This window comes from Embleya sp. NPDC005971 (genome assembly GCF_040629175.1).
Classification (GTDB): Bacteria; Actinomycetota; Actinomycetes; order Streptomycetales; family Streptomycetaceae; genus Embleya.
This window is the reverse complement of record NZ_JBEXUX010000116.1, coordinates 1-18,351: the sequence shown is the minus strand read 5'-3', so window position 1 is coordinate 18,351 and position 18,351 is coordinate 1. Positions and strand designations below refer to the sequence as shown.

Here is an 18,351-nt window from a genome sequence, read left to right as displayed (position 1 = left end):
CGACCACCGTCCCGCCGAGCACGTGCAGCACGACGCCGTGGGACCGCGCGGCGATCTACACGGCGAACAACAGCGTGTCGCCCCGCCGAGGGCCGTGGCCTCGGCGGGGTGTTCGCGTGTCGGGCCGGCGGTCAATCGTTGCGGTGCGCGAACGCGTAACTGCACTGGGCGTTGAAGTCGCCTTCGATCTGGTTTCGCATGAGCCGGCGCTGGGCGAGGGTGGTCTGCGCGTTGATGTTGCAGAAGTTGTTGTCCTGCCCGCGGACGTAGGCACTACCGAAACCGAACCAGACACCGGCCTCGCTGCCGAAGTGAATGTTGACGATCAGCTCGACCCCGCCCATCGGAATCCGGATCGCCTTGGTGGTCAAGGAGGCCCGGTCCTCCCAGTGGATGTCGAAGGAGTTCGGCGCCGCCGCGTACGCGGCCAGCCGAGCCGCCGCGGTGATCACCGGTGCGGGCGCGGGCGCGGGCGGCGGCGGGGGCGGCGGAGGCGGGGGCGGCGGCGGGGGCGGTGCCGGTGCCTGCACGGGCGCGGACGACGAACTCGACGAACCCGATGAACTCGACGAGCTGGACGAGCTGGACGAGCTCGACGACGAAGAACCACCGCCACCGCTGCCTGATCCCCCGCCACCCTTGTCCGGTGTGCTCATGAACATCCCCTCCCCTGGGCGTGTTCACCATGATGTATCCCGAAGTGTCCATCCCGATTCGCCCCCGCGCCAGACTTCTCGGCGGTTGGCTGCCGCGACCCGGCAGCGGCCGAAACGGCCGTACCGCCGCCCGGTGGGGACCCGGACGGCGGTACGGGACGAGCCTCGACGTGCGTCGAGTTGCGGCTGTCGTGCTACTTGAGCCCGTTGTCGAGCGCGGTGATCAGCGCTCCGTTCGCGGTATCCCCGGACATCTCCCAAATCATCGCGCCGAGTAGATTCTTGGATTTCAGGTAGGCGGTCTTCTTGGCGATCGACCAGGCGTCGTCGAACGTCCACCACTGGCCGCCGGCTCCGGTGTAGCCGTAGGTCGAGACGGATTGTTCGTCGTGGTAGACGGTCAGATTGGGCACACTGGCAAGCAGGTTCGAGTAGCCCCTGGTGCCGGCCTCCTCGGCGAACTGGCCGGGCGCCGCGCCACCCGCCGACTGCCATTCACCGTGCGCGCCGCCGTCGGCGACGGCCTGCCAACCTCGGCCGTAGAACGGGAAACCGATGGTGAGCTTGCGCGGATTGACCCCGGCGTCGGTGTAGATCTTCACCGCGTCGTCGATGCTGAAGTGGGTCGGGTAGGGGTCCTGCGCGTCGGTGTACAGATTGGCCTGATCACCGGTGCGGTTGGGCTCCCACGAGTTGTCGCTGCCCGCGCCGTGGAAGTCGTAGCCCTGGACGTTGGCCACGTCCAGGTAGTCGAAGATCTTCGAGGTGTCCCAGCCCTGGTTCACCTTGACCGGGTCGGCCGGGGTGAACGCGGTAAGCAGCTTGCGCGGCCCGGCCGTTGCGTCGAGCTGCTTGCGGAACTCGGCGAGCAGCAGGGTCAGGTTCTGCTTGTCGTTGACGTTGTAGTGGTTGCCGGCGTGGCCGTCGGGCGAGCCGGGCCACTCCCAGTCCACGTCGATCCCGTCGAAGATGCCGGCGCCGGTGCCCGGCCCGCCCGCGCCGTTGTAGACCGGCAGGTCGCCCTTGATCCAGATGTCGATGCAGGACTTGACCAGCTTCTGCCGGGACGCCTCGGTGGCCGCCGCGTCCGAGAAGAACTTGGAGTACGTCCAGCCGCCGAGCGAGACCACCACCTTCAAGTGCGGGTACTTCGCCTTGAGTTGCTTGAGCTGGTTGAAGTTGCCGCGCAACTTGGCCCAGCCGTCGTCGGCCACCCCGTTCACCGACTGCGCGGCCGACATCGGCCGGGCGTAGTCGGCGTCCGCGTCGCCCGCGCCGGTGCCCTGGTCGGGGTCCTGCGGGTTGGCGGTGGTGCCCTTGGTGACGCCGGCCATGCAGGTCAGGTTGACCGGATCGATGTTCTCGAACGCGTAGTTGATCACGTCGAGCTTGGCCGCCGAGCCGGAGGTGTCCAGGTTCTTGACGAAGTACTGCCGGCCGTAGATGCCCCACTGCACGAAGTAGCCGACCCGCAGGTTCTTGCCGGCGCCGGCGATGTCGTCGGTGGTGACGTCGAGCGCGTTGGAGGCGGGCGAGGAATTGTCCGCCGCGTCCCGGGCCTTGACCGTGAAGGTGTACTTGGTGACGGGGGACAGGGCCTCGATCGTGGCCGTCGTGGTGCCGGCCGGGACGGTCTTGGCCAGGGTTCCGTCGCGATAGACGTCGTACGCGGCCACGCCGACGTTGTCGGTCGACGCGTTCCAGGCCAGCGCGACGGTGGAGGAGGTCTTGCCGGTGCTGCGCAGGGTGCCGGGGGCGGTCGGCGGAGTCGGATCGCTCGCCGGGTCCACGGTGGTCACCGTGGCGGGTGGGCCGAGCGGTCCGAGGTTGCCCCTGGTGTCCTTGGCCCGGACAGCATAGGTGTACGCGGTGGCCGGGGTGAGGCCGGTGAGGGTGGCCGAGGCGGTCGGCACGGTCGCGACCGTGGCGCCGCCCGAGACCACTTCGTAGCCGGCCACCGGGTAGTCGCCGCCGGTCGCGGCGGTCCAGCCGAGTGCGATCGAGTGGGCGGTGACGGTGGTGGCGTGCGGGGCGCCGGGCGCGCTGGGCGGGACGTCGGGCGAGCCGTCGCACTTGTCGCCGTTGACCGTGCAGTGCGTGGGCGGCCCGGCCGGGCCGTTGCCGACGAACCAGTAGCTGAACGGGTCGGTGCTGCCGCCCGCCGCGACGGTCCCGTTGTAGTAGGCGTTCTTGACCGAGACATGGCTGCCGGTCACCGTGGCGTCGCCGTAGTAGTTGCCGGTCACGGTGACGCCGGCCGGCAGGTCGAACTCCAATTGCCAGCCGGTCACGGCGGCGGTGCCGCCGTTGTGCACGACGTAAGTGCCCTTCCACCACGAGCCGTTGTCCTGGATGGAGAACGTCGCGGTGAGCTTCCCGGCGGCCTGGGCGGCGCCGGCGTGCAGGCCGGTGAGCACGGCCAGGGGCAGGACGAGGACGGCGAGCAGGGCAACGGCCCGGCTCCGGAATCTGTTGCGGAAGCGGAATCCGCGCTTGTGAGGGGACATGGCTCTCTCCCTGTGTGCGTGGAACAGGGCGGTACGGAACCGTGCACGCGCGCGCCTCACCGGGGTGATCGCGGTCGGCGAATGGGGAGCTCGACCGCGACCAGGAAGCAGTCGCATAGCGAATTGGTCTGGACCAAAACACCTATTGGAAGGTAATTGGTCTGGACCACGACGTCAATAGTTGATGTTCGCCGGACGAATCGCCGCCCATCCGCCCGGATCCACCGGGTCGATGCGGGTGTCGGCCACCTGTACTCCGAGCGTATGGACGCGGCGTAGACGCCGAGCGCGTATTCACCCGGCATGAGCGTTCCTCTCACCTTGCTGGGCCCGCTGGAGCGAGAGCCCAGTCACGGCTACGACCTCGAGCGGGACTACGACACGTTTTTCGGCCGCGGCAAGCCGCTGTCCTTCGGCCGGGTCTACGCCACGATGAAGCGACTGTCCCGGGACGGCAAAGTGGTGGTGAACGACTCGGAGGCCGGCTCCGGCCCGGACCGCGCCCGGGAGCCGGGTGGTTGCACTACCGTGCTGTCCGGCGGGGTGGACGGATGATCGAGAACGGAAGCGGATCGTTGAGCGAGGAAGAACCGAATCGGCGGCCCGACTCCGACGCGGCGGACGGGGGGCACGCGGAGGACGTGGTCGAGGCGCGGACCCTGGCCCGACACGAGCTGCGCACCGAGCCGCACCCCGACCGGGCCGACCCGCCCCCCGACACCGGCGCCGCGCCCGACGACGACGCAGTGCTCGCGTGGTGCACCTGCCTGCTGTGGCGCTCCCGCCTGCCCTGGTCCGCGCCCGAACACCGCCGTGCGTTCGACGAACACCTGGCCCAAGTCCGCCGCGCCGCGGCGATCCTGCCCGCGGCCCTGCTCGACGGTCGCTACGCGTTCCTGCCGTGCGCCGACGAGGACGCCGCCCTCGCGGTCGCCGCGACCTGGGTCGACCTGGGCAGCGCCCGCAGCCGGTTGTTCCTGGACGGCAGCGTCGTGGTGATCGCCTTCGCCGACGTACAGTTCCCCACCGAGGTCGCCCTGTGGGCGCTGCGCCACGACCACACCGACGCTTCCGCCGTATACCTCCTGCACGCCCTGGAGTACGCGGCCGGGCCGCGCCCACCGCGGTGAGGGCCCGGCCGGCGCGTCGACGATCGGTCGTGGATCAGATCGAGCCGGCCATCCGGCGGACCGCCTCGGCGACGATGTCCGGGTGGGTGCCCAGATTGAACCGGGCGTGCCCCGCGCCGCCGGTGCCGAAGTCGGTGCCGCAGGTCAGCGCGACCCGACCGTGTTCGAGGAAGTGCGCCGCCGGGCGGTCGCCCAGGCCCAGTTCGCGGCAGTCCAACCAGGCCAGGTAGGTGCTCTCGGCCGGGGTGTACCGCACGCCCGGCAACTGCTCGGCGAGCAACCCGGCCAGCAACCGCCGGTTCTCGGCCAGCCCGGCCAGCAGTGCGTCGAGCCAGGCCACGCCGTCGCGCAGGGCCGCGGTGTGCGCGATCACCCCGACGTGGCTGGGGCCGTCCGCCACCTCGATCGGCAGCCGGGCCAGGTCGTCGGCGGCGGCCGGACCGGCCACGGCGAGCGCGGCCTTGAGGCCGGCCAGGTTCCAGCCCTTGGACGCGGACATCAGCGACAGGCCGCTCTCGGCGCCGGGTACGCGCAGGTACGGCACGAACACGTCGGGCGGGGCGAGCGGCGCGTGGATCTCGTCCACCACCACCCGTACCCCGTACTCGGCGGCCAGCGCGGCCACGGTGGCCAGTTCCGCCTCGGTGTGCACGGTGCCGGTCGGGTTGTGCGGGCTGCACAGCAGGTAGGCGGCCCGCTCCCCGGTCGCGGTCGCGGTGCGGAAGGCCGCTTCCAGGGCCTCGAAATCGATCCGTCGATCCACGCCGAGCGGCGCCTCGACGATCCGCCGGTCCAGGTTCGTCACGAACATGAAGAACGGCGGGTAGACCGGCGAGTTGACGATCACTCGGCCGCCGGGGTCGGTGACCAGCTTGAGCATCTCGACGACGCCGAGCATCACGTCCGGCACGATCGCGGTGCGCTCCACGGCCAGGGTCTGCCAGCCCCAGCGCTCGGCCGCGAAGTCGGCCAGGGCTCGGGCGTAGCCGGTGCCCGACGCGTATCCGGTGTCGCCCAGGCGCACCGCGTCGATGATCGCCCGAGCCACCGGCTCGGCCAGATGTACGTCCATCTCGGCCACCCACACCGGGAGCACGTCCGCCGGGTAGGCCCGCCACTTCTCGCTGGTGCGTTGCCGCAGCACGTCGAGCGTGAGCGCGCGCAACGGGTTGTCGATGTCGGATATGTGCTTCGGCAGGCTCTCCATGCGTCTCACCCTAGGCGACCCGTCCGGCGAGGCCGGAGAACGCCGCATCGGCTGCCGCGGGCGTGCACCGACCGGATTTCGGCCGGGGAATCGGGCTGTGGCGTCACCGCGTCACCGGCCGATCACACGCCGATCGCAAGCCGGCTCCGCTCCGGCCGATCCGGGCACGAATCGCGTTCGCGTGCGGTCGGATCGGGGGATATGCCCGCCGATGTCGGTACGGGCCGGCAGGATGCTCGGTGTCCGGCTGCGTGCCGGGCATCGGGGTGCGGGGGTACCGGATGGCCGAACGTTCATTCGTCGAGTTCGTGCGTACGGCGACGGGGTCGCCGCCGTACGCCTACCAGGAGACGCTGGCCCGCGACGAGTTGCCGCAGGCGCTGTGCGCGCCGACCGGCTGCGGGAAGACGGTCGCGGCCGTACTGCCCTGGCTGTGGCGGCGGTTGGCGCATCCCAAACGCGCGGTGCGCCGGGCCACGCCCGGCCGGTTGGTCTACGTGCTGCCGCAACGTTCGTCGACCGAGTACACCCGTCGGGTCGTCGTCGAGTGGATCGAGCGCCTCGGCCACAGTGCGGACGTCGACGTGCACGTGTTGTCCGTCGGGGCCGAACCCGAGGCCGACGACTGGCAGGTGCGGCCCGCCCGGCCGGCCGTCCTGGTGGGCACCCAGGACGCGGTGTTGTCCCGGCTGCTGATGCGCGGTCGGGGCGAAGGGCGGTCGTCCTGGCCGCTGTCCTTCGGATTGCTGCACGCCGGCTCCCAGTTCGTCTTCGACGAGTCGCACCTGATGGGCACGGGCCTGGAGACCTCCGCGCAACTCCAGGGCCTACGCGACGAGTTGGGCACCGTCGGTGGCTCGTCCACGATGTGGATGTCGGCGCTCGGCGACGCGACCCGACTGGGCACCCCGGACCATCCGACGGTCGCCCGGATGGTGAACGCACTCGACCTGCCGGTCGGGACCGAGTTGGCCCGGCGGCTGGAGGCGACCCGCACTGTCGAGTTCGCGCCGATGCCCACCGACGCCGAGTCCTATCCGGACGCGGTGGCCGCGGAGTTGCTCCGCCGGCACCGCCCCGGGACACGGACGCTGGCGATCCTGAACACGGACGAACGCGCCTGCGCGGTCCGGGCGTCGCTGGCCCGGATGGTGGCCGGCCGGGCGGCCGCGCCCGAACTGATCGGCCTGCACGCGCTGCTGCGCCCGGCCGAACGTGCCGTCCTGGTCGAACGATCGGCCCGGGAGCCGGCCGCGGCCGGCCGCATCGTGGTGGCCACCCAGGTCGTGGAGGCCGGCGTCGAGATCACCTCGCGGGTGCTGCTGACCGAAGTGGCCTCGTGGCCGGCCCTGGTCCAGCGGGCCGGGCGCTGCAATCGGGACGGCCGCGAGCCGGACGCGCGACTGTTGTGGACGTGGCCGCCCACGGACGGGGCCGGCGGGGCGCACCACGCGCCGTACTCGGAGCCGGAACTGCGCCGCACTGCAAGGGTGTTGATCGGCCTGGAGGGGTGCGCGGTGACCGGCACCCGGTTGGCGCGGACACCGATAGGCGCGGACACGCCGGTTCGGCACGTGTTGCGGCGCGGGGATCTGCTGCGCCTGTTCGATACGCTGCCGGGCGTCGATGCCGAGGTGGGCGAGGGCGCCGACGAGGTGGCCCGATGGGTTCGCGACGATGCCGATCCGCACGTCGCCGTGACCTGGCGGCACTGGCCGAACGGCCGTCCCCGGGACCGCGAACCGTACCCGCGTCGGGTGGAGATCTGTCCGGCGCCGGCGAGCGAGGTGGCTCGCGCGGCGGCCCGCCGGCCGGACCGGTGGTGGACCCTGGATCGCACCGGCGGCTGCCGACCGTTGACGCCGGACGACCTGCGGCCGGGGGCGGTGGTGCTGGCCGACGCCGCCGCGGGTTGCTACGACGTGGCGTCGGGCTGGGGGTTGCACCACCCCGGTCCGGTGCCGGTCGTGCCACTCGACGACGAGCCGGGCGCGGCCGAGGAATCGGCGGTGCCGTGCGCGGAGCGCTGGATCGACTTGCCTCGACACCTGGCCGATGTCGAGCGTGACGTGCGGCTGGTGGCCCGGGAGTTGGCCGAGACCGGCTTCGTGATCCCCGGACACCTGGTCGAATCGGCGGCCGTCGCCGGGCGGTACCACGACGTGGGCAAGGCGCACGCCGCGTTCCAGGCGATGTTGTGCGACGACTGCCCGCCCGGGGCCGAACCGCCGGGCCCGGGCCCGTGGGCGAAATCCGGCCACGACCAGGGGCGGCACTCGCGCCCCCACTTCCGACACGAACTGGTCTCCGCACTCGCCCTCTTGCACCCGGACGTACACCTGCTGAACGACGCGGCGGACGCCGAACTGATCACCTACCTGGTGGCCGCCCACCACGGCAAGGTCCGGGTATCGGTGCGGCCGATGCCGGACGAGGCCGAACGCACCGTGCCGCGCGTGCTCGGCGTCGAGGTCGGCGACCGGCTCGGCCCGGTCGAACTGCCCGGCGACCGGTGGGTGCCGGCCATCGTGCTGGACCCCACCGTGCTCTTCGCCGACGGCGTCGGGGACGGCCGCCGGAGCCCGGCCGGCGTCGCGGACGCCGCCCGCGCGGGTGTCGTGCCCGGTCCCGGTGCCGAGGTCCGGTCGACGGCCTGGACCGAGCGGGTTCTGCGGCTGCGCGACGCTCCGGGCATGGGCCCCTTCCGACTCGCCTTCCTGGAAGCCCTGGTCCGCATCGCGGACCGCCGCGCCGGCCGCTCCTACCTCCTGCCGGCCACATCCCCCTGACCGCCGAGCCGAGCCGAACCGCCCGCCCGCCGCCCCTGCCATGCGCTTCGAACGCCCGTTGCCCGTCCGATCCGGGGTGCCATCGCGCCGCTGCGCCACCCGACCATCCCCTGGCTGCTCGCGTGCTGCCGCCGCTGGTGCGCCGCACCCGCCGGCCACCCGGCCGGTGAGGGCGCCCGCCGACCGGAAGATGCGTGGCCATAGCATGCATTCGACCGTGAACCGGAAGGAGCGTCACTCGTGCGCAGGATCCTGATCGTCGGCGCCGGCCACTCCGGGCTTCAGCTCGCGTTGGGGCTCCAGGACCGAGGCTACGACGTCACCGTGATGACCGAGCGCACGCCGGAGGAGATTCGGGCCGGCCGGGTCAGCTCGACCCAGATGATGTTCCCCTCGCAACTGGCCCTGGAGGCCGCCCAGGGCCTGGACCTGTGGGACGACCAGGTGCCCAAGCTGGCCTCCACCGGGTTCACCATCCCCGGCCCGGACGGCGTGCCGTTCGTCGACTGGCTCGGCGACATGGGCGGCTCGGAGTCGGTCGACCAGCGGGTGAAGATGTCCACCTGGCTGGAACTGTTCGCGCGCCGCGGCGGGCATCTGGTGCTGCATCCGGTCTCGGTCGGCGACATCGACTGGTACAGCCGGAATTACGACCTCGTCGTCGTCGCGGCCGGCAAGGGCGAACTGGTCACCATGTTCGACCGCGACCACGAGCGCTCGGTGCACACCGTGCCGCAGCGACACCTGGCGGTGTCCTACGTGCACGGCGTCACGCCCCGCCCGGAGGTCGGCCTGCAGGCGGTGCACCTGAACGTGATCCCCGGCCTGGGCGAGCTGTACTACCTGCCCGGCCTCACGCTGTCCGGACCGTGCGAGATCATCCTGGTCGAGGCGATCCCCGGCGGCCCGTTCGACCGCTTCACCGGCGTCCGCGATCCGCAGGAACACTGGGCGTCCACACTGGAGTTGATCCGCACCTACGCGCCCTGGGACTACGAGCGCACCCGGGCCGCCGAGTTGACCGACGCACTGGGTGTGCTCAGCGGCGCCTTCACCCCGGTGGTACGCCGACCGGTGGCCGAACTGCCCTCGGGTGGCCTCGCGTTGGGCATCGCCGACGTGGTGGTGGCGAACGACCCGATCTCCGGCCAGGGCGCCAACAGTGCGGCCCGGGCGGCGGCGGTCCACCTGGACGCGATCGTCGAGCACGGCGACAAGCCGTTCGACCGGGACTGGATGCAGGACACCTTCGAGCGGTTCTGGGCGTACGCCCGGCACTCGGTGAAGTTCACCACCGCGCTGCTCGCGCCGCCGCCCGAGCACGTGGTGCGATTGCTGGCGGCCGGCAACGAGTACCAAGAGGTCGCCGATCGCGTGGCCCGAGCCATCGACACCCCGGCCGACTTCGAGAACTTCCTGTACGAGCCGGACCGGACGGACGCCTATCTGCGCGAGGTCGCCGCGCGGGCCTGATCCGGCGGATCCTGCTCGGCACCGGCCTCGGCCGGCCGGCCGACCCGCGCGAAGCGCATGCCCCGATCCCGGAGCGTGCCGTGTCGCAGCATCAGCATGTCGCGCGGATAGTTCTCGTGCAGCCGCCACGGGGTGGCCGACCCCTGCTTGGGCAACGACGCGGAACCGCGTTGCACGTACCCCGATTCGAGGTCGAGCAGCGGCTCCAGCGGCATGTCGGCCGAGGGAGCCTGCGGTATGCACACCTGCCGGTCGTGTGCGTCCATGTGGTTCAGCAGTCGGCAGACGTACTCGCCGACCAAGTCGCACTTGAGCGTCCAGGAGGCGTTGGTGTAGCCGATCGCGAACGCGAAGTTGGGCACGCCGGAGAGCATCATGCCCTTGTAGGCCACGGTTTCGGACGGTTCGACCGGGGTCCCGTCCACGCGCAGCGTGATGCCGCCGAGGATGCGCAGGTTCAGTCCCGTCGCGGACACCACGATGTCGGCGGGCAGTTCGGTGCCGGACGCCAGGCACACGCCCGTCTCGGTGAAGCCGGCGATCGTGTCGGTGACGATCGAGGCGCGTTCGCCGTGCAGGGCGGTGAACAGGTCGCCGTCCGGGACGAAACACATGCGCTGGTCCCATGGGTCGTAGCGGGGCGCGAAGTGGGTGTCCACGTCGTACCCTTCGGGCAGTCGGCGGATCGCGCCCCGGCGCAGCACCGACTTCATCAGCGTGGGCGCGCGGCGCGAGAGGTGGAAGGCGAGCATGGCCATGCCGATGCTCTTGGCCCGGATCAGCGCGTACGCGGTCCGATCCGGCAACACCCGGCGCAATCGCGCACCCGTCGCGTCGCGCCTGGACAACGCCATGACGTAGCCGGGCGAGCGCTGGAGCATGGTCACGTGCGCCGCGGTGCGGGCCAGCGTCGGGACCAGGGTGACGGCGGTCGCGCCGCTCCCGATCACCACCACCCGCCGGTCCGCGTGGTCCAGGTCCTCGGGCCACGCCTGCGGGTGCACCACCGGCCCGGCGAAGTTCTCGATGCCGGGGAACTCGGGTGTGTAGCCCTGGTCGTAGCGGAAGTAGCCGGTGCACCCGAACAGGAACGAGCAGGTCAGCTCCACGGTCTCGGTCTCGGTCGCGCCGTCGCGGTCGCCGGCGCCGTCCGCACCGTGCGTCCGCACCGCCCGAACCGTCCACCGGCCCGTTTCGCCGGACCACGCGGCGTCCACCACCCGGTGACCGAAGCGCACCAGTCGGTCCACGCCGTGCTCACGCGCGGTGTCCCGGATGTACTCCCGGATCACCGCGCCCTCGGCGATCGAATCACCGGCGGCCCACGGGCGGAAGGAGTAGCCCAGGGTGTGCATGTCCGAGTCCGAGCGGATGCCGGGATAGCGGAACAGATCCCAGGTCCCGCCGATCGCCTCGCGGCCCTCCAGGATCAGCACCGACCTGCCCGGCGAGCGCCGCCGCAGGTGGCAGGCGGCGCCGATGCCCGCGATGCCGGCACCGACGATCAGGACGTCGACGTGTTCCATGACCCTGCGCCAACCCCCATCCCACAGTCACCCACCACACACAGCCCCGAGACCCGCAACCCAACCCCCGACAACCCGGCCACGGTACCGAACACCCAAACCACCCCCACCCCACCCCACCCCACCACTCCGCCTCGCCCACCCCGCGCTTGCCGCCGCCCCACCCCCGCGCCTGGCTCCGCCCCACCCACCCCCGCGCCGTGCGGCTCCGCCCCACCCCGCTCCGCCACCCCCACCCACCGCGTCCGCCCCGCCCCACTGCTCTGCCTTGCCCACCTCGCGCCGGGCCGTGCGGCCACCCCATCCCACCCCGCGCCGTGCGGCTTCACCCCACCCCGCCCCGCGCCGCCACCCCACCCCACTGCGCCCGCTCCGCCCCGCCCCACCGCTTCGCCTTGCCCACCCCACCCCGCGCCGGGCCGCGCCGCCCCACCCCACCCGCTCCGCCCCGCGCCGCCACCCCACCCCGCGTCGTCAACCCGGGCCGCGCCGCCACCCGCGCTGCTCCACCCCGCCCCACCCGCGCTGCGCCGCCGCCCCACCCCACCCGCTCCCTCCGCGCGCCGTGCCCGCGCCCCGGCAGCCCCGCCCGCGCAGCGCAGCGCCCCGTCCCGCCGACCGTCGGCGGCATTTGCCGGAGTTTGCCAGTGGTCCAGACCTATTGACCGGAAGGTCTGGACCACTTTACGGTCATGGCAATCGCACCACGTGAGTCTCCGGGCCCGTCCCCGCCCGGGAGGTAGGCGTGCCACGCAGGGCGTTCCCTTCCGTGCTCGGCCGCGCTCGAAGTGCCGAAAGGGAATCGAGCATGATGGGTCGCACGTCACGCCTTCTGGGGGCCGCGGTCGCGGTCGCCTTCACGGTTGCCGGGTCGGTCGCGGCCGCACCGAACAACGCCGAAACACACGGCACTTCGCAGCCGGCCAAGCACGCGAGCGGGTCGGTGGGCAGCACCTGCGCGGTCAAGTCGAAGCCCGCGGGCAAGGTGCTCCAGGGCTACTGGGAGAACTGGGACGGTGCGGTGAACGGTGTGCATCCGCCGTTCGGCTGGACCCCGATCACCGACCCGCGGATCGCCGCACACGGCTACAACGTGCTGAACGCGGCCTTCCCGGTCATCCTCGGCGACGGCACCGCGCTGTGGCAGGACGGGATGGACCAGAACGTCAAGGTCGCGACGCCGACCGAGATGTGTCAGGCCAAGGAGGCCGGTGCCACCATCCTGATGTCCATCGGCGGAGCGGCGGCCGGCATCGACCTCAACTCCCGCACCGTCGCGGACCGGTTCATCGCGACCATCGTGCCGATCCTGCAAACCTACAACTTCGACGGCATCGACATCGACATCGAGACCGGCCTGGTCGGCGGCGGCAACATCAACACGCTGTCCGCCTCGCAGGCCAACCTGGTCTACATCATCGACGGCATCCTGGCCCGGATGCCGAGCAACTTCGGCCTGACCATGGCACCCGAGACCGCCTACGTCACCGGCGGCAGCGTGGTCTACGGCTCGATCTGGGGCGCGTACCTGCCGATCGTGAAGAAGTACGCGGACAACGGTCGGCTGTGGTGGCTGAACATGCAGTACTACAACGGCAACATGTACGGCTGCTCGGGCGACTCGTACTCCGCCGGCACGGTCGCCGGCTTCACCGCGCAGACCGACTGCCTCAACCGCGGACTGGTCATCCAGGGCACTACGATCAAGGTGCCCTTCGACAAGCAGGTCCCCGGGCTGCCCGCGCAACCGGGCGCCGGTGGCGGCTACATGACGCCCCCTCAGGTCGCCCAGGCGTGGAACCGCTACAGCGGCGGTCTCAAGGGCCTGATGACCTGGTCGATCAACTGGGACGGCTCCAAGAGCTGGTCCTTCGGCAACAACGTCAAGGCCCTCCAGGGCCGCTGATGCCACGTCGGGGCCCTGCGGGGTCGCCGACGGCAGGGACCGCAGACCGCCGCTGCGGCCCGGGGTCGACGCGCATGCCGCGTCGGCCCCGGGGCCATGTCCGGGGTTCGCCGAGCGGTGCCGGTGGTGGCGTCAGGTCCCGTCGATCTGCAATTCGACGAACACGTCCGGATCGAACGGCACCCAGCGGGCCGGGCGGTCGCTGCCCACGATGCGCAGTCGGCACCAGTCCTGGCCCCGGTCGCCGTGCCAGCGGGCGTTGATCCGCCCGAGCGCCCAACTGCCGTCGCGATTACGGATCTCCACCGGCTCGTAGACGCGGCGGATCTCCTCCTCCGGAGGAGCTTGCACCCACTGGGTCTCCGGGCCGTCGGCCGTGGACCGCTCTCGATGATCATTCAGCACAGTTCCACCCCTGATCCGCAGGCGACGGAGCGGTTTCGACCGAGTCGAATCCGCCGAAACCAGGCTTCTACACATCTGTAGAAACCTTACCCCAAGCCCATCGGCGACTCTCGCCCGCCACCACCGCTCGGGCCCGGGAGCCGGCGCGCGCCCGGGCGGCAGCGGTGACACAGTGGCGGTAAAGGATCTTCGTGCGGCCGGTCGCGGGCGTGACCGGCGGGACGAGCGGCGTCGATTGCCCCGTCGCCCGCCATGAAGGTCGTCTCCGCGGCGGTCCTCGGATCGAGCCGTTCGCGAGCGAGGTGACGCATGACCACCAAGCGCACACCCGTCGTGTTCATCCACGGCCTGTGGTTGCACTCGACCAGTTGGCGGGCCTGGGCCGAGCGCTTTCGCGAGGCCGGCTTCGAACCGGTGCTGCCGGAGTGGCCCGGCGTTCCGGACACCGTCCTGGCGGCGCGCCGACAGCCGGAGCCACAGAGCGGCGTCGGCCTCGCGGAGATCGCCGAGGCGCATGTCCGGGCCATCCGCGAGCTGCCCTCCCCGCCCGTCCTGATCGGCCACTCGGTCGGCGGTTTCATCACCCAGCACCTGTTGGGCGAGGGGCTCGCCGCAGCGGCCGTGGCGATCGCGCCGGCTCCGATCAAGGGGGTCAAGGCGGTCGGTCCGGCCCAGGCGAAGTCGACCTTCGCGTTCCTGCGCAATCCGGCCAACATCAAGCGGGTGGTGTCGCTGAATCAGGCCCGCTTCCGCTACGCCTTCGCCAACACCGTCCCGCTCAAGGAGTCCGAGGACCTGTTCGCGGCCTGGACGATCCCCAGCCCGGCCCGGCCGCTCTTCCAGTTGACGCTGGGCAACGTCACCCCGAACTCGGCCGCCAAGGTGGCCACCGAGAACCAGTCGCGCGGACCGCTGCTGCTGCTGTCCGGCAAGGCCGACCACACGGTGCCCGACGTGCTGACCCGCGCCACCTTCAAGCGGTACGCCAAGTCCCGGGCCACCACCGAGTATCGCTGCTTCGAGGACCGGGGACACTCGCTGATCCTCGATCACGGCTGGCCCGAGATCGCGGACGCCTCGCTGAGCTGGCTCGCCGACGCCGGCTTCCCCCGCACGTGACCCGTCGAAGACGGTGCTCGGCCCCGGCGCGGCGGCGCCGAGCGGGCTCGGCCGGGTCAACGGGCCGCGGGCGGCGCCCAGTCGTGGGCCGGCGCGAGGAGAGGATGGTCGGGGGAGCGGTACCACGGTTGTTGTTCCACCGTGTCGCCGTCGCCGAGTTGTACGGTGAGGCCGAAGTCGTGGATGGTGGGCCGCCCCCGGGAATACCACCAGTGCCAGGTCGCCTCGACCTCGTCCCACAACCGGCGCGGGCCGGACTGGCGGATCGTCGGCGGGTCTTGGGCGGCGAAGTGCGCGGCGGCGATCGAGTGCCCGTGCCCGGTGTCGGCGCCGTAGAGCCACAACGTGCCGCCGAGCGCGCCGTGCAACACCGGCCGGGCCAGGCAATCGGGCACACACAGACCCAGCACCAGCGCCACCGGGTCGAACGGGCCGCCCACCACGTCGTCGTAGCCGAGCGTGCTGGTGGTCGGCTGCGCGTAGGCGGCCCAGTCCTCGGGCAGCGCCGCGCCGCCGTACCTGCCCCAGTGCGGGCGATGCGCGCGCAGCTTCATGAACGCGGTGGCCAGCGTGAACGGCCCGCTCGCGGCGCGCCGATCCGGGTCGACCACCAGGCGCAGCGCGCAGTCGCCGCTGCCGTAGTCGGTGCCCCAGGGCAGCACGATCACCGCACCGGGCGCGGCCTGTTCGACCCACGCGGGCGGCACGCGCCGGACCCCCGCGGTGACTTGGATGCGTTCGTACGGGCCGCCCGCCGGGTGGCCGAGCGTGCCGTCGCCGGTGATCACCTCGACGAGATCGCCGAATCCGGCGGCGGCCAGGTTCTCCCGGGCCCGGTGGGCCAGTTGCGGGTCGACCTCGATCGAGGTCACCCGGCAGCCGCGCGCCGCCAACAGGCCGGCGCTGTAGCCGGTCCCGGTGCCGACCTCCAACACCCGCATGCCCGGTGCCGCGTCCAGGTCGTAGAGCATCTCGGCGAGCGTGGACGGCGTGGACGCCGACGAGGTGGCCAACGTCCCGGCGGTGCTGCCGGTGTGCCGGCCGTCGTCCCACTGGGTCACCAGTGCCCGATCCGAGTAGACCGCCCGGCGCCACGCCTCCGGATCGCGATCGCGGTCCACCGGCGCGTCGCTGTCGTCGGGCCAGATCCGGGCGGGGACGAAGTCCTCGCGGGCCACCATGCCGAACACCGATTCCCAGCCCGCCGGAAGAACGTCCTTGCCCTTCAGGAGGGCCGTGAGTGTGTCGGGCCCCACCGTCATGACACGAACCGTCGATCGGATAAGACGGACTGACCGTGCATCGCGAACCAACCTTTCAGGAGGATGACTACGCACCGCACCCTAGAAACCTCGAAGCGTAAGCGTCAAGGCGCTCAAGGAACTTGCCGTGCCAACGAAGCAACCCCCGCAGGAGTGCCCGGGTCCGGCCGATCCGGCCCCTCGAATGTGCCGGCGGCCCCCGCCCGCTCAGCGGTCCATCAACGCGCGTTCCTTGGCCGCGTGTACCGCGGCGGTGAGTCCGTCGATGTCGTACGGGCCGTGGTGTCGACGGCCGTTGACGAAGAAGGTGGGGGTGCCGGAGACCCCGCTCAGGTCGGCCGACTCCTCGTCCTCGGTCACCCGGTCGGCGCCGCGGTGGGCACGCAAGGCGATCCGGAACTCCGCCACGTCCAGTCCCAGGGCTTGGGCGTGCTCGACCAGATCGCCGGGCTTGAGCGCGTCCTGGTTCTCCAGCAGGTGGTCGAGCATCTCCCAGAACGCGCCCTGCTCGGCGGCGGCCTCGGCGGCGATCGCGGCGAGCCGGGCCCGGGGATGCACGTCCGGCAGCGGCAGATGGCGCCACACGTAGCGCACGTCGCCGAAGTCGGCGAGCAGTTCGCGCACCACCGGCTCGGCCAGACCGCAGTAGGGGCATTCGAAGTCGCCGTACTCCACCAGCGTCACCGGGGCGTCGATCGGACCGCGAATGTGGTCGCGCTCGGGATCCACCGGCACGGCCAGGTCGACCAGGCTCTGCGCGGTGCCGAGCAGTGCCCGCGAGCGGGCCGGGCGCGGCATCGCGGCGATCACCACCGAGACCAGCCAGGTCAGCACGAACGCGCAGACCACCGCGCTGAGTACGCCCACCTTGGCCTCGTCGAGCCGATCCCCCTCGAAGGCCAGCGTGGCGATCAGCAACGACACGGTGAAGCCCACGCCGGCGATCGTGCCACCGCCGACCACGGCACCCCAGCCGACCGGCGGCCGCAGCCGGCCGCGACTGAGCCGGGTGGTCAGCGCGGCGACGCCGATGACGCCCACCGGCTTGCCCACCACGTAGCCGAACAGGATGCCCAGCGTCACCGGCGAGGTGTAGGCCCGGGAGATCAGCCCGGCGTCGAGCGTGATGCCGGCGTTGGCCAGCGCGAACAGCGGCACGATCACATAGCTGGTCCACGGGTGGTACATCCGCTGCAGGCGCTCGTTCGGCGACAGGGCCGCGGCCATGCCCAGCCGGGCGCTGCGTTCCAACTCCGGCGTGGGCTGCTCGCGGAAGGAGCGGAACAGGCCGGTGGCCCGCTCCAATTCGGCCCGCGACGCCGGGTAGGCGAAGGTCAACAGGCCCATCACCAGGCCCACCACCACCGGGTCCACACCCGACTTGAGCACCGCGACCCAGGTGATCACCCCGAGCACGCCGTACGCGCTGCCGCGCCGCACCTTCGCGGTGCGCACCAGCACGATCACCACGAGCAGCGCGAGCGCCACCAGCAGCGCCGGTACGTCGATGTGGTCGCTGTAGGCGATCGCGATCACCACCAGCGCGAGGAAGTCGTCGACCACGGCGACGGTCAGGATGAAGGTGTGCAGCCGGCGGGGGAAGCGGTTGCCGAGCAGGGCGAGCATGCCCAGCGCGAAGGCCGTGTCGGTGGACATCGCGGCGCCCCAGCCGTGCACCGAGGATTCGCCCGCGTTGATCGCCAGATAGATCAGCACCGGCACCGCCATGCCGCTGAGACCGGCCAGCAACGGCAGGGTCAACCGGCGCCGTTCGCGCAGTTCGCCCATGTCGAACTCGCGTCGGGCCTCCAGGCCGACCACGAAGAAGAACAGCGTCATCAGCCCGCTGTTGACCCACTCGCGCAGGTCCAGGGACACGCCGGAGTCGCCGAGCCGCACCGACAGGTGGGTGTGCCAGAGCGATTCGTAGGAGTCGGCGCCGATGTTCGCCCAGGCCAGCGCGACCAGGGTGGCGGCGAGCAACACGGTCGCGCTGCCGCTCTCGGTCCGGATGAACGCCCAGCGCGCGGTGCGGGCCCCGCCCTCGTCCAGCGACTGCCCCGACAGATCCCCGTCGCCGGACGCCTGCGCCATGCGAATGCCCCCTGTTGTGCCAAGCCCCCCGACGGAAGCGAATCAGACGATACCGCCCACCGCGCGGCGATGATCATCCCGCCACACCAACCGCCGCCCGCCTGCCACTCGCCGCCGGGGTTTGCCGGGGCCGGGTCGGTTTGCGGCTCAGCCGGCGGTGGTTTCCTGCGGGGTCGGTGCCTGGGTCTTGGTGCCGCCCTTGGGGAGCAGGAGGAACAGGGCCATGACGGGGACGAGGTAGAGGAGCCAGACGGTGGCCTGCAGGACGGTGGGGTCG

13 protein-coding genes are annotated in these 18,351 nt (G+C 71.6%); 6 read left to right on the top strand and 7 right to left on the bottom strand.

Going from position 1 to position 18,351, the window contains the following annotated elements; all coding sequences use genetic code 11:
• Nucleotides 1-131: 131 nt before the first annotated feature.
• Entirely contained in the window at nucleotides 132-452 is a 321-nt protein-coding gene (locus ABZ374_RS46410; protein ID WP_360324335.1) for a hypothetical protein, read from the bottom strand.
• 398 nt (nucleotides 453-850) lie between these two features.
• Complete coding sequence (locus ABZ374_RS46405; protein WP_360324333.1) at nucleotides 851-3,163, bottom strand: glycosyl hydrolase family 18 protein; 2,313 nt, start codon at nucleotides 3,161-3,163, stop codon at nucleotides 851-853.
• A gap of 303 nt (nucleotides 3,164-3,466) precedes the next feature.
• Here ABZ374_RS46405 and ABZ374_RS46400 point away from each other — a divergent pair, with 303 nt between their 5' ends.
• Together ABZ374_RS46400 and ABZ374_RS46395 are read left to right on the top strand one after the other, a co-directional pair.
• On the top strand, nucleotides 3,467-3,718 hold the full coding sequence (locus ABZ374_RS46400) for a helix-turn-helix transcriptional regulator (protein ID WP_360324331.1): 252 nt from the start codon (nucleotides 3,467-3,469) through the stop codon (nucleotides 3,716-3,718).
• Entirely contained in the window at nucleotides 3,715-4,293 is a 579-nt protein-coding gene (locus tag ABZ374_RS46395; protein WP_360324329.1) for a hypothetical protein, read from the top strand. The genes ABZ374_RS46400 and ABZ374_RS46395 overlap by 4 nt, the downstream gene beginning before the upstream one ends.
• Nucleotides 4,294-4,327: 34 nt before the next feature.
• Here ABZ374_RS46395 and ABZ374_RS46390 read toward each other — a convergent pair whose 3' ends face one another.
• Entirely contained in the window at nucleotides 4,328-5,500 is a 1,173-nt protein-coding gene (locus tag ABZ374_RS46390) for an aminotransferase class I/II-fold pyridoxal phosphate-dependent enzyme (protein WP_360324327.1), read from the bottom strand.
• Between the two features lie 281 nt (nucleotides 5,501-5,781).
• Here ABZ374_RS46390 and ABZ374_RS46385 point away from each other — a divergent pair, with 281 nt between their 5' ends.
• Both ABZ374_RS46385 and ABZ374_RS46380 read left to right on the top strand, forming a co-directional pair.
• Entirely contained in the window at nucleotides 5,782-8,289 is a 2,508-nt protein-coding gene (locus ABZ374_RS46385) for a CRISPR-associated endonuclease Cas3'' (RefSeq protein WP_360324325.1), read from the top strand.
• 240 nt (nucleotides 8,290-8,529) lie between these two features.
• Nucleotides 8,530-9,762 carry a styrene monooxygenase/indole monooxygenase family protein gene (locus tag ABZ374_RS46380; protein WP_360324323.1) on the top strand — a complete coding sequence of 411 codons (1,233 nt, stop codon included), beginning with the start codon at nucleotides 8,530-8,532 and terminating at the stop codon, nucleotides 9,760-9,762.
• On the opposite strand, the gene ABZ374_RS46375 is transcribed toward ABZ374_RS46380, so the two are convergent.
• Complete coding sequence (locus ABZ374_RS46375) at nucleotides 9,732-11,288, bottom strand: NAD(P)/FAD-dependent oxidoreductase (protein ID WP_360324321.1); 1,557 nt, start codon at nucleotides 11,286-11,288, stop codon at nucleotides 9,732-9,734. The two genes, ABZ374_RS46380 and ABZ374_RS46375, sit on opposite strands and share 31 nt — an antisense overlap.
• Before the next feature lie 811 nt (nucleotides 11,289-12,099).
• On the opposite strand from ABZ374_RS46375, the gene ABZ374_RS46370 reads away from it, so the two are divergent.
• Nucleotides 12,100-13,194 carry a chitinase gene (locus ABZ374_RS46370; RefSeq protein WP_360324337.1) on the top strand — a complete coding sequence of 365 codons (1,095 nt, stop codon included), beginning with the start codon at nucleotides 12,100-12,102 and terminating at the stop codon, nucleotides 13,192-13,194.
• A gap of 132 nt (nucleotides 13,195-13,326) precedes the next feature.
• On the opposite strand, the gene ABZ374_RS46365 is transcribed toward ABZ374_RS46370, so the two are convergent.
• Nucleotides 13,327-13,545 (bottom strand): hypothetical protein, encoded by a 219-nt coding sequence (locus ABZ374_RS46365; RefSeq protein ID WP_360324319.1) that lies wholly within the window; start codon nucleotides 13,543-13,545, stop codon nucleotides 13,327-13,329.
• A gap of 363 nt (nucleotides 13,546-13,908) precedes the next feature.
• Here ABZ374_RS46365 and ABZ374_RS46360 point away from each other — a divergent pair, with 363 nt between their 5' ends.
• Complete coding sequence (locus ABZ374_RS46360; RefSeq protein ID WP_360324317.1) at nucleotides 13,909-14,718, top strand: alpha/beta fold hydrolase; 810 nt, start codon at nucleotides 13,909-13,911, stop codon at nucleotides 14,716-14,718.
• Nucleotides 14,719-14,774: 56 nt separating this feature from the next.
• Here ABZ374_RS46360 and ABZ374_RS46355 read toward each other — a convergent pair whose 3' ends face one another.
• Both ABZ374_RS46355 and nhaA read right to left on the bottom strand, forming a co-directional pair.
• Nucleotides 14,775-15,980 (bottom strand): methyltransferase domain-containing protein, encoded by a 1,206-nt coding sequence (locus ABZ374_RS46355; RefSeq protein WP_360324315.1) that lies wholly within the window; start codon nucleotides 15,978-15,980, stop codon nucleotides 14,775-14,777.
• 207 nt (nucleotides 15,981-16,187) lie between these two features.
• On the bottom strand, nucleotides 16,188-18,074 hold the full coding sequence (gene nhaA / locus ABZ374_RS46350; RefSeq protein WP_360324313.1) for a Na+/H+ antiporter NhaA: 1,887 nt from the start codon (nucleotides 18,072-18,074) through the stop codon (nucleotides 16,188-16,190).
• Nucleotides 18,075-18,351: the final 277 nt, after the last annotated feature.

Excerpts from the sequence above, each read along its gene's own strand:
- ABZ374_RS46400 (WP_360324331.1), top strand. The coding sequence starts at position 3,467 with ATGAGCGTTCCTCTCACCTTGCTGGGCCCGCTGGAGCGAGAGCCCAGT.
- nhaA (WP_360324313.1), bottom strand. The coding sequence starts at position 18,074 with ATGGCGCAGGCGTCCGGCGACGGGGATCTGTCGGGGCAGTCGCTGGAC.
- ABZ374_RS46390 (WP_360324327.1), bottom strand. The coding sequence starts at position 5,500 with ATGGAGAGCCTGCCGAAGCACATATCCGACATCGACAACCCGTTGCGC.
- ABZ374_RS46355 (WP_360324315.1), bottom strand. The coding sequence starts at position 15,980 with ATGACGGTGGGGCCCGACACACTCACGGCCCTCCTGAAGGGCAAGGAC.
- ABZ374_RS46360 (WP_360324317.1), top strand. The coding sequence starts at position 13,909 with ATGACCACCAAGCGCACACCCGTCGTGTTCATCCACGGCCTGTGGTTG.
- ABZ374_RS46385 (WP_360324325.1), top strand. The coding sequence starts at position 5,782 with ATGGCCGAACGTTCATTCGTCGAGTTCGTGCGTACGGCGACGGGGTCG.
- ABZ374_RS46375 (WP_360324321.1), bottom strand. The coding sequence starts at position 11,288 with ATGGAACACGTCGACGTCCTGATCGTCGGTGCCGGCATCGCGGGCATC.
- ABZ374_RS46405 (WP_360324333.1), bottom strand. The coding sequence starts at position 3,163 with ATGTCCCCTCACAAGCGCGGATTCCGCTTCCGCAACAGATTCCGGAGC.
- ABZ374_RS46370 (WP_360324337.1), top strand. The coding sequence starts at position 12,100 with ATGGGTCGCACGTCACGCCTTCTGGGGGCCGCGGTCGCGGTCGCCTTC.
- ABZ374_RS46395 (WP_360324329.1), top strand. The coding sequence starts at position 3,715 with ATGATCGAGAACGGAAGCGGATCGTTGAGCGAGGAAGAACCGAATCGG.